This is a genomic window from Streptomyces sp. NPDC001407 (assembly GCF_042895325.1).
Classification (GTDB): Bacteria; Actinomycetota; Actinomycetes; order Streptomycetales; family Streptomycetaceae; genus Streptomyces.
On the sequence record NZ_JBIAWF010000010.1, the window covers coordinates 132520 to 145396 of the forward strand.

At 68.9% G+C, this 12877-nt stretch carries 10 protein-coding genes; 6 read left to right on the plus strand and 4 right to left on the minus strand.

All coding sequences use genetic code 11. The features are described 5' to 3' along the window. Window positions 1-6: 6 nt before the first annotated feature. Window positions 7-297, minus strand: coding sequence for a 30S ribosomal protein S6 (gene rpsF / locus ACFY1P_RS16250; protein ID WP_058045341.1), 291 nt, complete (start codon window positions 295-297; stop codon window positions 7-9). Window positions 298-573: 276 nt separating this feature from the next. Between rpsF and ACFY1P_RS16255 the strand changes: the two genes are divergently transcribed. From ACFY1P_RS16255 to ACFY1P_RS16265, 3 genes are all read left to right on the plus strand, one after another. Further along, window positions 574-903, plus strand: coding sequence for a hypothetical protein (locus ACFY1P_RS16255; RefSeq protein WP_361519522.1), 330 nt, complete (start codon window positions 574-576; stop codon window positions 901-903). 101 nt (window positions 904-1004) lie between these two features. Then, window positions 1005-2123 carry a lipid II:glycine glycyltransferase FemX gene (locus ACFY1P_RS16260; protein WP_390750937.1) on the plus strand — a complete coding sequence of 373 codons (1119 nt, stop codon included), beginning with the start codon at window positions 1005-1007 and terminating at the stop codon, window positions 2121-2123. A gap of 84 nt (window positions 2124-2207) precedes the next feature. Continuing rightward, complete coding sequence (locus ACFY1P_RS16265) at window positions 2208-3239, plus strand: alanine racemase (RefSeq protein WP_361519528.1); 1032 nt, start codon at window positions 2208-2210, stop codon at window positions 3237-3239. A 34-nt stretch (window positions 3240-3273) separates the two neighbouring features. Here ACFY1P_RS16265 and ACFY1P_RS16270 read toward each other — a convergent pair whose 3' ends face one another. Continuing rightward, window positions 3274-4767, minus strand: coding sequence for a glycosyltransferase family 87 protein (locus tag ACFY1P_RS16270; RefSeq protein WP_390750938.1), 1494 nt, complete (start codon window positions 4765-4767; stop codon window positions 3274-3276). Between the two features lie 133 nt (window positions 4768-4900). Beyond that, on the minus strand, window positions 4901-7549 hold the full coding sequence (locus tag ACFY1P_RS16275) for a transglycosylase domain-containing protein (RefSeq protein ID WP_390750939.1): 2649 nt from the start codon (window positions 7547-7549) through the stop codon (window positions 4901-4903). Between the two features lie 360 nt (window positions 7550-7909). Here ACFY1P_RS16275 and ACFY1P_RS16280 point away from each other — a divergent pair, with 360 nt between their 5' ends. The 3 genes from ACFY1P_RS16280 to ACFY1P_RS16290 all read left to right on the plus strand — a co-directional run bounded on the left by ACFY1P_RS16280 (window position 7910) and on the right by ACFY1P_RS16290 (window position 11112). Further along, window positions 7910-8578 (plus strand): helix-turn-helix transcriptional regulator, encoded by a 669-nt coding sequence (locus ACFY1P_RS16280; protein ID WP_390750940.1) that lies wholly within the window; start codon window positions 7910-7912, stop codon window positions 8576-8578. A 49-nt stretch (window positions 8579-8627) separates the two neighbouring features. After that, on the plus strand, window positions 8628-9710 hold the full coding sequence (locus ACFY1P_RS16285) for an inositol-3-phosphate synthase (protein WP_361524994.1): 1083 nt from the start codon (window positions 8628-8630) through the stop codon (window positions 9708-9710). Between the two features lie 133 nt (window positions 9711-9843). Beyond that, window positions 9844-11112, plus strand: coding sequence for an MFS transporter (locus ACFY1P_RS16290; protein ID WP_390750941.1), 1269 nt, complete (start codon window positions 9844-9846; stop codon window positions 11110-11112). 90 nt (window positions 11113-11202) lie between these two features. On the opposite strand, the gene ACFY1P_RS16295 is transcribed toward ACFY1P_RS16290, so the two are convergent. Continuing rightward, on the minus strand, window positions 11203-12678 hold the full coding sequence (locus ACFY1P_RS16295) for a CCA tRNA nucleotidyltransferase (protein ID WP_361524989.1): 1476 nt from the start codon (window positions 12676-12678) through the stop codon (window positions 11203-11205). Between the last annotated feature and the right edge of the window lie 199 nt (window positions 12679-12877).

Consider the following 12877-nt stretch of genomic DNA (forward strand, 5'->3'; position numbering starts at 1 on the left):
TGGGGTTCAGTGGGTCTCGGGACGGAGGACCTTGGTCCGGAGGACCGACTCGTTCAGGTTCATCTGGCGGTCGAGCTCCTTGACGACCGCAGGCGTGGCCTGCAGGTCGATGACCGAGTAGATGCCCTCGGGCTTCTTCTTGATCTCGTACGACAGACGACGACGGCCCCAGGTGTCGACCTTCTCGACCTTTCCGTTGCCCTCACGGACGACGGAGAGGAAGTTCTCGATCAGCGGGGAGACAGCGCGCTCCTCGAGATCGGGGTCGAGGATGACCATCACCTCGTAGTGACGCATGTGGAACCCACCTCCTTTGGACTCAGCGGCCACGGTCGTTCCGTGGCAGGAGGGTCGTGATGCGTAAGCAACGGTATCGGCCGACACTGACATTCAGCGGAGAGTCCCTGGGTCGCCCCTGGGACCGAAGCTGGGTCTGGGCAGACACCGGTGCAGACCGTACACAGTACCCGCACTCGGGCTTCCGGTTGAAATCGAGCGGTCCCGCACCGCAATCTGGACGCATCGGGTGTGACCGGCGCTACAGTGCGCCGCCTGCCTTCAGGAGGTAGCCCCATGACACAGGCAGCTCGCCAGCCCCGCGGCCCCCGGGCGCTGATCAACTCCGCTCTCAACAGCGACGGCAAGCCCCACCCCCTCGAGAACACCTTCGCCGCGGTGACCATCGTGCTCGGCGCCCTGGCCTTCATCAGCTCGGCATTCTCCAACCTCCACCTGCTCAGCTCCTGGAGCGGCCTCGTGGGCATCCTCACGGGGGCGTACGGCCAGTTCATATCGGCGACGACCGGCGAGCGCTTCCTGCTGATCATCGGGCTGGGGGCGTCGGCCGTCGGCTTCTTCCTGGGCATGGCGCACGGCGGGCTCTTCGGAGGTCTGATCGGGTAGCGGTGGGTACGCCCAGACGAGGCGCTCCTTTGTCGCAGTAGGCTTCGGCGCGAGAGCCGGAGCCCCGACCCTGGGGACACACCTGCCGAGGAGCGCCCCGCATGAGCCTGACCCTGAGGACAATCAGCCGAGAGCAGCATCTGGCATACATCCAGAGCCTGCCCGCGGCGAGTCACATGCAGGTGCCGGCGTGGGCCGATGTGAAGGCCGAGTGGCGCTCGGAGAATCTGGGCTGGTTCGACAAGAACGGCCAGATGGTCGGCGCGGGCCTGGTGCTCTACCGCCAGCTCCCCAAGATCAAGCGCTATCTGGCCTACCTCCCCGAGGGCCCGGTCATCAACTGGCTCTCGCCGAACCTCGAGGACTGGCTGCGCCCGATGCTCGCCCACCTCAAGCAGCAGGGCGCCTTCTCCGTGAAGATGGGCCCGCCGGTCGTCATCCGGCGCTGGGACTCGAACGCCATCAAGTCCGGCATCGCCGACCCCGACGTCAAGCGGCTCCGGGACGTCGAGGCCACCCACATCGAGCCCCGCGCCTTCGAGGTCGCCGACCAGCTGCGCCGCATGGGCTGGCAGCAGGGCGAGGACGGCGGCGCCGGCTTCGGTGACGTCCAGCCGCGCTACGTCTTCCAGGTGCCGCTGTCGAACCGCTCCCTCGAGGACGTCCACAAGGGCTTCAACCAGCTGTGGCGCCGCAACATCAAGAAGGCCGAGAAGGCCGGCGTCGAGGTCGTCCAGGGCGGCTACGAGGACCTGCCCACCTGGCAGCACCTCTACGAGATCACGGCCGAGCGTGACAAGTTCCGCCCGCGGCCGCTCAGTTACTTCCAGCGCATGTGGTCGGCCCTCAACACCGAGGACCCCAACCGCATGCGGCTGTACTTCGCGGTGCACGAGGGCGAGGCCGTCGCCGCCGCCACGATGCTGATCGTCGGCGGACACGTCTGGTACTCCTACGGTGCCTCCGCCAACCACAAGCGCGAGGTCCGTCCGTCGAACGCGATGCAGTGGCGCATGCTGCGCGACGCCTACGCCCTGGGGGCGAGCGTCTACGACCTGCGCGGCATCGGTGACTCCCTGGACGAGAGCGACCACCTCTTCGGCCTCATCCAGTTCAAGGTGGGCACCGGCGGCCAGGCCGCGGAGTACCTCGGCGAGTGGGACTTCCCGCTCAACAAGCTGCTCCACAAGGCCCTCGACATGTATATGTCGCGTCGCTGACCTCTCCGTTCCACCACGCAGCACCGCCGTCAGGCACACGATCACGTCATCCAGCAGGCACAGGGAAAGGCTCCGGGACCGGCCATGGCGCTCACGCTCTACGTCGACACCGCGCGTTGGCGGGCACACCAGCAGTCCATCCTCCAGCAGTTCCCGGGCATCGTCCCGGTCTGCAAGGGCAACGGCTACGGCTTCGGCCACGAGCGGCTGGCCGACGAGGCGACGCGCTTCGGCTCGGACATCCTCGCCGTGGGCACGACCTACGAAGCGGCCCGGATCAAGGACTTCTTCAGCGGCGACCTGCTGGTGCTCACCCCCTTCCGGCTGGGTGAGGAGCCGGTGCCGCTGCCCGACCGCGCCATACGGTCCGTGTCCTCGGTCGAAGGGGTGCGCGGCCTGGTCGGCGCCCGGGTCGTCGTCGAGGTCATGAGCAGCATGAAGCGGCACGGCATCAGCGAGGAGGACCTCCCCAAGCTGCACGCCGCCATCGAGGACGTGCGCCTGGAGGGCTTCGCGATCCATCTCCCGCTGGACCGCACGGACGGCTCCGACGCGGTCCAGGAGGTCAGCGCCTGGATGGAGCGGCTGCGCAACGCCCGGCTGCCCCTGCACACCATGTTCGTCAGCCACCTGAAGGCCGAGGAACTCGGGCGCCTCCAGCAGCAGTTCCCGCAGACCCGCTTCCGCGCCCGCATCGGCACCCGCCTGTGGCTCGGCGACCACGACGCCACCCAGTACCGCGGCGCGGTCCTGGACGTCACGCCGGTGACCAAGGGCGACCGCTTCGGCTACCGCCAGCAGAAGTCCCCCGGCGACGGCTACCTCGTGGTGGTGGCGGGCGGCACCTCGCACGGCGTAGGCCTGGAGGCGCCGAAGGCGCTGCACGGCATGATGCCGCGCGCCAAGGGCGTCGCCCGTGCGGGCCTCGCGACCATGAACCGCAACCTCTCGCCGTTCGTCTGGGCGGGCAAGCAGCGCTGGTTCGCGGAGCCCCCGCACATGCAGGTCTCGATCCTCTTCGTGCCGGGTGACGTCGCCCCGCCGCAGGTGGGCGACGAGCTGGTGGCCCACCTGCGGAACACCACCACCCAGTTCGACCGTCTTCTCGACCACTGACCCACTCCCCCTGGGTACGGGGCCCGGAGCCGCCCTACTGCGGGCGGCGCTCCGTCCCCCATTGGACATACGTGCCGTGGGCGTGCTCCGTGGGCCGGGACCGGCGCGCGGAGCCGAGGACGAATATGTCGGGAGCTCCGTCCAGCACCCCGCCCGAGGGGTCGTCCGAGCCGTCCCGGCGGACGACGTCCCGCTCCGGCAGCAGGATGTCGCGCACGACGATCGCGCAGAGATACAGCGTCCCCAGCAGGTGGACGGTGATGGCCAGTTGATAGCCCTCTGTGGGCAGGCCCTGGTGCTTGTCACCGCTGCCCGTGTAGGCGAGATACATCCAGATGCCGAGGAAGTAGAGCACCTCGCACGCCTGCCAGACGAGGAAGTCACGCCACTTGGGGCGCGCCAGCACCGCCAGCGGGACGAGCCACAGCACGTACTGCGGCGAGTAGACCTTGTTGGTGAGGATGAAGAGCGCCACCAGCAGGAAGGCCAGCTGCGCGAAGCGCGGGCGCCTGGGGGCGAACAGCGCCAGGGCGCCGATGCCCAGCGAGCCCACGATCATCAGCAGCGTCACATACGTATTGGCGTTGCTCAGCGGGTCGCCCGTGCGCTGGGAGATCAGGAGCCAGACCGAGCCGAAGTCGATGGGGCGCTCCTGGCTGAAGGTGTAGAACTTCGCCCAGCCTTCGCGGATGTGGAACCCGCTCCCGTCGTGCGTGATCATGACTGGCAGGTTCACCACCAGCCAGGCGGCGGCCGCGGACAGCGCCGCCGTACGGAAGGCCCGCAGCCGGCCCGCCCGCCAGCACAGGACGAGCAGCGGCCCCAGCAGCAGCACGGGATACAGCTTGGCGGCGGCCGCGAGCCCGATCAGCACGCCCGCCAGGGCAGTCCGGCCGCGTGACCACATCAGCATCGCCGCCGCGGTGAGCGCGACCGCGAAGAGGTCCCAGTTGACGGTGGCGGTCAGGGCGAAGGCGGGTGCGAGGGCGATGAGCAGGGCGTCCCAGGGCCTGCGCCGGTGAGTGCGGGCCGAGCAGACCGCGATGACCGCGGTGCAGGCCATCAGCAGGCCCGCGTTGACGAACCAGTTGAGCTGCTCGCGGTGCTGAAGGGTGCCGCCGCCGGGTGTGAGCCAGGCGGCGACCTGCATGAACAGGCCGGTGAGGACCGGGTATTCCAGATAGTCCATCCCACCGGAGACCGCCTGGGGAATGCGGTCGAAATACGGGATCAGCCCGGTGTCGAAGCCGCGCCCGCTGTACAGATGCGGGATGTCGGAGTAACAGGCATGGGTGTACTGGGTGGTGGCGCCGAAGAACCAGCCGTAGTTGTAGCAAGGCATCTTCTGCACCATGCCGAGCGCGAACATCCCGATCGCCACGAGCGCGACCACCCGGACGGGCGTCCACCAGCTCACGCCGGTCAGCGCCCGGCGCCCCACCGGGCCGCCGATGAGCTCGCTGCCGGCGGCGGCCACCCCGTCCTCGACGGTGGGCCGTACAAGCTGATCGTCCCGCTCGCTCCTCATGCGACCATCCTGCCGTACGGCGCCAGTCGCCGTCGGAGCCTGTGGATAACCTCGAGGGCCGCCTCGCGCGAACGCGGGACGGCCCTCGGGTCGGATGGCTCAGCCGAGTCTCTCGGCCTGGTGTTTCAGCTGGTCAGCCGCGCATTCCGGCGAACAGCCCACCAGGGCGCCCATAACTGGGCTCCGGGGACGGCGACTCGCCCGGATTCCCGCCGGGGCCGCCGATGCCGCCCGGTCCGCCACCGGGACCGCCGTCGGCCCCGCCGTTGTGACCCCCGGGCGGGCAGTGCCGGTCGAACGGCGAGCAGGGCTTGCTGGCCGACGGGCTGGGCGAAGCGGGCTTCGACGGGGTCGCCGACGGGGTCTGCGACGGGCTCGCCGAGGGGGGCGCGGACGGGACCGCGCTGGGCGAGGGGCTCGTGCCGTCCCCGAAGACCTTCTGACCGATCGGCTTCGCCGGGTCGAACTGCTCGATGGGCTGGCCCTTCAGCGCCTTGCCCATGTAATCGGCCCAGATGTCCGCCGGGAACGACGCACCGTGAATGGTCTCCTTGCCACCCACGCCACGCATGGAAAGGAATTCCTGCTTCTTGGCATTGGGGTCGACGCGGTACATACCGATCGAGGTGGACAGCTGCGGGGTGTAACCCGCGAACCACGCCGAGCGGTTGCCGTCGGTCGTACCCGTCTTGCCCGCCACCGGACGGTCGCCGAGCTGCGCCGACGTACCGGTACCCGCCTCGACGACCGTCTTCAGCACATCGGTGACGTTGTTGGCGACATTCGGGTCGAAGGCCAGCTTGCTGGACGCCTCGTGCGTGTAGATCGGCTTTCCGTCCTTCTCGACCTTCTCCACCGAGTACGGGTCGATCTGCTTTCCGCTGGCCGCGAAGGTCGCATAGGCACCCGCGAGACGGATGGCACTGGGCGCCGAGGTGCCGAGGGAGAAGGTCGGCGTCGTCGCGGCGAGCTGGTCCTTGTCCAGACCCGCCTTCAGGGCCGCTTCCTTGACCAGGTCGGTGCCGACGTCCATACCGAGCTGGATGTACGGCGTGTTGACCGAGAACTGCATGGCGGTGCGGAGGGAGATGGGCCCCCTGTCCTCGTCACCGTCGTTCGGCTGGTGCCATTCGCTGCCGTCGGTGTCGTCGTGCCAGATCTTGCCGTCGTACGTCCTGAGCGTCAGCTTGTTGTTGCCGTTGTAAATGCTCTCCGGCGAGACGAGCGTGCGCTGGCTGTCGTCCTGCGTCGGGCCGAGTGAAGGGTCCCGCTTGCCGTGCGTCATCGCGGCCGCGAGCACGAACGGCTTGAAGGTCGAGCCCACCTGCACACCGGTGTAGTCGGCGTTGTTGGTGTAGTGCTCCAGCGCGTTCTCACCGCCGTAAATGGCGACGATCTTGCCGGTCTTCGGGTCCACGGAGGCGCCGCCGAACTGGACGTATTTGTCGACGTCCCGCACATCGGGCTTGATATTGGCCTTGCGGACGTCCTCGACGGCCTTGGAGAGATAAGCGACCTTGTCGCGGTCGAAGGTCGTGTGGATCTGATATCCGCCGCGGTCCAGCTGGCTCTTGCTGATCCCGGAGTGGGCGACGATGTAGTTGTCGGCGAGATCGGTGAGATAGCCGATCTGCCCAGCCCGGTTGGTCGCCGGCTTGGGCGGCTGCGGGTTCGGGAAGCCCTTGCTCACCCATTTGTCGCGCTCCGCGGCCTCCATGTGGCCGACCTGGACCTCACGGTCCAGAGTCCACTTCCAGCGGTCCGTGGCCCTCTTGAGGTTCTTCTCGGGCGTTGCCGCGGGGCCCTGACCGCCGGAGGGGTCGTAGAGGTTCGGGCCGTTCAGCGTCGCCGCGAGATAAGCGCTCTGGCTGGGCGTCAGCTGGGTGCAGTCGGTGTCGAAATACGCCCGCGCCGCGGCCTGGATGCCATAGGCGCCACGCCCGTAATAGGCCGTGTTGAGATAGCCCGCGAGGATGGAGTCCTTGTCCTTGGTGGCCCCCACCTTTATGGAGATCAGCAGCTCGGTGGCCTTGCGCTTGAGCGTCTGTTCCTGGCTGAGATAGGTGTTCTTCACGAACTGCTGGGTGATCGTGGAGCCACTCTGGACCTCACCGCCCTGCGCCATCTTGGCGACCGCGCGCAGGATGCCCATCGGGTCGACGCCCCAGTCCTTGCGGAAACTGGCGTTCTCGGCGGAGATCACCGCGTCCTGCATGGACTTGGGGATCTTGGAGATCGGCACGATCTGGCGGTTGAGTGCACCACCGCCGGCGACGACCATCTGCTTGCCGTCCGCCCAGTAATAGACGTTCTTCTGGACGGCCGCCGCCTTCTGCTCGCTCGGCACCTGAACCACCGCGAGCGCGATGCCCACAGTGCCGAGGATGAGCACGACGAAGGTGAAGCACGTGCCCAGGACCAGCTTCCAGGACGGCAGCCAGCGCCGCACGCCCGTCTTGCCGGCCCGGGGATAGTCGATGAAGCGCTTCTTCCCCGGCCGGCCGCCGTCCCTGCGTCCCCGGCCGCCGCCCGCGGGGCCCGGCTCTCCCGGACGTCTGCGCCCGCCGCCCCGGCCGCCTCCGCCGCCTCCGCCACCGCGCTGGGTCGCGCGGCGGGCCTCGGCACGGCTGCCGTACTGGGAGCCTTCACCGCGGCCGGTACCCGGCGCGGCGGAACTGCTTGGTGGTGCGGCACGGCGGCCGGGCGTCGGCTGGGCCGCGCGCCTGGCCGCGGCTCGTCCGCCGCCCTGAGGCTGCGGCGGCTTGCGGCGGTGCTCGCTCATCGAACGACTACTCCTCGGGCAGGCACGATCGCCTGGAAGCGGCAGGTGGCTTGCTTTCCCCCCGATGCGCTGTCCGGTAGCCCCCCTGCGCAACCGGGCGCACTGCATCCGGGACGAGGACGCCTGTCGATGTCACTCGGTTCCCGGTGGTCTGCATGGCGCACAGACTACGCACGGTCAAATCGCTCCCACTGCGGATGTTCACTCCAATTCAGGCAGGTTGTGTCCCACGAATCGGTGATGTGACCTCGTTCACCGTGCTCCCTCTTGTCGCATCAGGGTGCTCGTTCTATCGTCTGGATGTATCGAGTCGATACATCAGCTCGGCATAAGGGACCTAAGGGACCAAGGAGGCGACATATGAGCAGACGCTCCGGCATCCTCGAGTTCGCTGTCCTCGGCCTGCTCCGCGAGTCCCCGATGCACGGCTATGAACTGCGGAAACGCCTCAACACCTCACTCGGGGTGTTCAGGGCGTTCAGCTACGGCAGCCTCTACCCCTGCCTGAAGACTCTCGTCGCCAACGGCTGGTTGATCGAGGAACCCGGCAGCGCCCCGGAGGACGCCCGCGCGGCGTCCCTCGCCGGGCGGCGGGCGAAGATCGTCTACCGGCTGACGGCCGAGGGCAAGGAGCACTTCGAGGAGCTGCTCGCCCACACCGGCCCGGACGCCTGGGAGGACGAGCACTTCGCCGCCCGCTTCGCGTTCTTCGGGCAGACCTCGCGGGACGTACGGATGCGGGTGCTGGAAGGCCGCCGCAGCCGGCTGGAGGAGCGCCTGGAGAAGATGCGCGCCTCCCTGGCCCGTACCCGCGAGCGGCTGGACGACTACACCCTCGAGCTCCAGCGGCACGGAATGGAGTCGGTGGAGCGCGAGGTCCGCTGGCTGAACGAGCTGATCGAGAGCGAGCGGTCCGGGCGCGACATGCGCCGGGGCACCGCTCCGCAGGACACATCAGGAGATACGGGCGGCACTCACCGGGACCGGGGGAGTTCCCGGACGGATCCGTCCGACCCCACTGCCAAGTGAGCTCTGCACTCCGCAGGGCTTTGTCGAGTACAAACAGGGAGCAACCGGAATGGGTTCGGTTCGCGTAGCCATCGTCGGCGTGGGCAACTGCGCCGCCTCGCTGGTGCAGGGCGTCGAGTACTACAAGGACGCCGACCCGAACGGCCGCGTGCCGGGTCTGATGCACGTGCAGTTCGGCGACTACCACGTGCGTGATGTGGAATTCGTGGCCGCTTTCGACGTCGACGCGAAGAAGGTCGGCCTCGACCTCGCCGACGCCATCGGCGCCAGCGAGAACAACACCATCAAGATCTGCGACGTGCCGGCCACCGGCGTCACCGTCCAGCGTGGCCACACCCACGACGGCCTGGGCAAGTACTACCGCCAGACCATCGAGGAGTCCGCCGAGGCCCCGGTCGACATCGTCCAGACCCTCAAGGACAAGCAGGTCGACGTCCTCGTCTGCTACCTCCCGGTGGGCTCCGAGGACGCCGCGAAGTTCTACGCGCAGTGCGCCATCGACGCCAAGGTCGCCTTCGTCAACGCCCTGCCGGTCTTCATCGCCGGTACCAAGGAGTGGGCGGACAAGTTCACCGAGGCGGGCGTCCCGATCGTCGGTGACGACATCAAGTCGCAGGTCGGTGCCACGATCACGCACCGCGTGATGGCGAAGCTCTTCGAGGACCGGGGCGTCATCCTGGACCGCACGATGCAGCTGAACGTCGGCGGCAACATGGACTTCAAGAACATGCTCGAGCGCGAGCGCCTGGAGTCCAAGAAGATCTCCAAGACGCAGGCCGTCACCTCCCAGATCCGCGACCGCGAGCTGGGCGAGGACAACGTCCACATCGGCCCGTCCGACTACGTGGCCTGGCTGGACGACCGCAAGTGGGCCTACGTCCGCCTCGAGGGCCGCGCGTTCGGTGACGTCCCGCTGAACCTGGAGTACAAGCTCGAGGTCTGGGACTCCCCGAACTCCGCCGGTGTCATCATCGACGCCGTCCGCGCCGCCAAGATCGCCAAGGACCGCGGCATCGGTGGCCCGATCCTCTCCGCCTCCTCGTACTTCATGAAGTCGCCGCCGGTGCAGTACTTCGACGACGAGGCCCGCGAGAACGTCGAGAAGTTCATCAAGGGCGAGGTCGAGCGCTAAAGCGGCGCACAAGGGCGGCGGAGCGCCGTGCGGGACGCCGCACACCGCTCCGGCCGCGCCTGATCCACCGCGGTGATCGTGGGCCCCCGGGTAATGCACCCGGGGGCCCACGCCGTATGTGAGGCTGGGCCGCATGCCTGTTGTGCGCGACCTGCGCGTCCTGCTCCAACTGCCCGACTTCCGGCGCCTGCTGGCCGTCCGGCTGCTGTCGCAGGGAGCCGACGGCGTCTACCAGGTGGCACTCGCCGCGTACGTCGTCTTCTCCCCCGAGAAACAGGCATCCCCCGCCGCCATCGCCTCCGCCATGGCCGTCCTGCTGCTGCCCTACTCGCTCCTCGGCCCGTTCGCCGGCGTGCTGCTGGACCGCTGGCGCCGCCGACAGGTCCTTCTGTACGGCAATCTGCTGCGTACGGCGCTGGCCACCGGCACCGCACTCCTCATCGTCGCGCGCGTCCCCGACTGGCTCTTCTACGCCTCGGCCCTGTCGGTCACCGCAGTCAACCGCTTCGTCCTCGCCGGGCTCTCCGCTTCCCTGCCCCGCGTCGTCGACTCGCCGGACCGCCTGGTCATGGCCAATGCCCTCTCGCCGACGGCCGGAACGCTCGCGGCGACCGCGGGCGGCGGGCTCGCCTTCATCGTGCGCCTGGTGGCCCCCGAGGGCACGAGCTCCGACGCCGTGGTCGTCCTCTTCGGCGCGGTGCTCTATCTGGCCGCCGCCCTGTGCTCCCTGAGCATGCCCGTCGGCCTGCTGGGGCCGGACCTCCGCGCGCCCAGGTCCGAGCTGCGCACGACGCTGCTGGCCACCGTCCGCGGGCTGGCCGCGGGGCTGCGGCACCTCGCGGAGCGCCGCACCGCCGCCCGCGCCCTGGCGGCTATGACCCTGATGCGGTTCTGCTACGGCGCGCTGACCGTCACCGTCCTGATGCTCTGCCGCTACGCGTGGACGGACTCGGAGTCCGACGGCCTGGCCCTCCTCGGCCTCGCCGTGGCGGTCTCGGGGGCGGGGTTCTTCGCGGCCGCGGTCGTCACCCCCTGGGCCGTGGGCCGACTGGGCCGGCTCGGCTGGATGCTGGCCTGTGCCCTCGCCGCGGCCGTCCTGGAGCCCGCGCTCGGCCTCCCCTTCGAACGCGGCCCCATGCTGATCGCCGCGTTCGTCCTGGGTCTCACCACCCAGGGCGCGAAGATCGCCACGGACACGGTGGTCCAGTCGTCGGTCGACGACGGCTTCCGGGGGCGGGTCTTCTCGCTCTACGACGTCCTCTTCAACGCGGCCTTCGTCGGCGCCGCGGGCGTGGCGGCTCTGATGCTGCCACCCGACGGCAGGTCGCCCGCACTGGTGGTGACAGTGGCCCTGATCTACGCGGCGGTCGCCGCCGCCCTGGCGGCGTCCCGCCGCTCCTGACAGGCGAAAGGGCGGTGTTTCACGTGAAACACCGCCCCTCGACGATCACCCACTCGCCGCTGTTTCACGTGAAACAGCGAGCCGCGGGGCTCAGTCCTGTGTGGCCCACCACTCCTTGAGAGCCGCGACGGCGGCGTCCCGCTCCATCGGGCCGTTCTCCAGGCGCAGCTCCAGGAGGTACTTGTACGCCTTGCCGATCTGCGGGCCCGGGCCGACGCCGAGGATCTGCATGATCTCGTTGCCGTCCAGGTCCGGGCGGATCGCGTCCAGCTCCTCCTGCTCCTGGAGCCGCGCGATGCGCTCCTCCAGCCCGTCGTACGCGCGCGACAGGGCGTTGGCCTTGCGCTTGTTGCGCGTCGTGCAGTCGGAACGCGTCAGCTTGTGCAGCCGCTCCAGCAGCGGCCCCGCGTCCCGGACGTACCGGCGCACGGCGGAGTCGGTCCACTCGCCCGTGCCGTAACCGTGGAAGCGCAGGTGGAGCTCGACGAGCTTCGAGACGTCCTTCACCAGCTCGTTCGAGTACTTGAGCTTGGTCATCCGGGCCTTGGTCATCTTCGCGCCCACCACCTCGTGGTGGTGGAAGGAGACCCGGCCGTCCTTCTCGAAGCGACGCGTCCGCGGCTTGCCGATGTCGTGCAGCAGCGCCGCCAGGCGCAGGACCAGGTCCGGGCCACCCCCGGGCTGGTCGCTCGGGGCCTCCAGGTCGATGGCCTGCTCCAGGACGGTGAGCGTGTGCTCGTACACGTCCTTGTGCCGGTGGTGCTCGTCACGCTCCAGGCGCAGGGCCGGCAGCTCGGGCAGGACGAGGGCGGCGAGGCCGGTGTCGACGAGGAGCTTGAGGCCCTCGCGGGGGTGGGCCGAGAGGATCAGCTTGTTGAGCTCGTCCCGGACCCGCTCGGCGGAGACGATCTCCAGGCGGCCGGACATCTCCGTCATCGCGGTGACGACCTCGGGCGCGACCTCGAAGTCCAGCTGCGCGGCGAAGCGGGCGGCCCGCATCATGCGCAGCGGGTCGTCGGAGAAGGACTCCTCCGGGGTGCCAGGGGTGCGCAGGACCCGCGCGGCCAGGTCCTCCAGGCCGTTGTGCGGGTCGATGAACTCCTTCTGCGGCAGCGCGACGGCCATCGCGTTGACCGTGAAGTCGCGACGGACCAGGTCGTCCTCGATGGAGTCGCCGTAGGAGACCTCCGGCTTGCGCGAGGTGCGGTCGTACGCTTCCGACCGGTATGTCGTGACCTCGATGTCGAAGTCGGACTTGCGGCATCCGACGGTCCCGAAGGCGATGCCGACCTCCCAGACCGCGTCGGCCCACGGTCGGACGATCTTCAGTACCTCATCGGGGCGGGCGTCGGTGGTGAAGTCCAGGTCGTTGCCGAGCCGGCCGAGCAGCGCGTCCCGCACCGATCCGCCGACCAGGGCAAGAGTGAACCCGGCCTCCTGGAATCGACGGGCGAGATCGTCGGCCACGGGGGAGACCCGCAGGAGCTCGCTCACGGCACGGCGCTGCACGTGGCTGAGCTCGTTCGTCGACGACTGGGGGTGGCTGTCATTGTTGGCGTTCGGCACAACAGAACAGGGTACGTGGCCACACGCCCGAGAGCCTCCTCGTTATGGACGCATGGCGCCGGTCAGCACAAAGCGGGCGCAGCCGGGACATCGGGCGCGGTGGCGATCTTGCGGAGTGGTCCGCGGCACTTCGCCACAGCGGGCCTCGTTACCATTCGTGGACGCATAACCGACGACCACTGACGACGAGGGACGGGCG

What these genes read in the sequence shown, in the direction of transcription:
- rpsF (WP_058045341.1), bottom strand. Translation starts at nt 297, where the DNA reads ATGCGTCACTACGAGGTGATGGTCATCCTCGACCCCGATCTCGAGGAG.
- ACFY1P_RS16255 (WP_361519522.1), top strand. Translation starts at nt 574, where the DNA reads ATGACACAGGCAGCTCGCCAGCCCCGCGGCCCCCGGGCGCTGATCAAC.
- ACFY1P_RS16260 (WP_390750937.1), top strand. Translation starts at nt 1,005, where the DNA reads ATGAGCCTGACCCTGAGGACAATCAGCCGAGAGCAGCATCTGGCATAC.
- ACFY1P_RS16265 (WP_361519528.1), top strand. Translation starts at nt 2,208, where the DNA reads ATGGCGCTCACGCTCTACGTCGACACCGCGCGTTGGCGGGCACACCAG.
- ACFY1P_RS16270 (WP_390750938.1), bottom strand. Translation starts at nt 4,767, where the DNA reads ATGAGGAGCGAGCGGGACGATCAGCTTGTACGGCCCACCGTCGAGGAC.
- ACFY1P_RS16275 (WP_390750939.1), bottom strand. Translation starts at nt 7,549, where the DNA reads ATGAGCGAGCACCGCCGCAAGCCGCCGCAGCCTCAGGGCGGCGGACGA.
- ACFY1P_RS16280 (WP_390750940.1), top strand. Translation starts at nt 7,910, where the DNA reads ATGAGCAGACGCTCCGGCATCCTCGAGTTCGCTGTCCTCGGCCTGCTC.
- ACFY1P_RS16285 (WP_361524994.1), top strand. Translation starts at nt 8,628, where the DNA reads ATGGGTTCGGTTCGCGTAGCCATCGTCGGCGTGGGCAACTGCGCCGCC.
- ACFY1P_RS16290 (WP_390750941.1), top strand. Translation starts at nt 9,844, where the DNA reads ATGCCTGTTGTGCGCGACCTGCGCGTCCTGCTCCAACTGCCCGACTTC.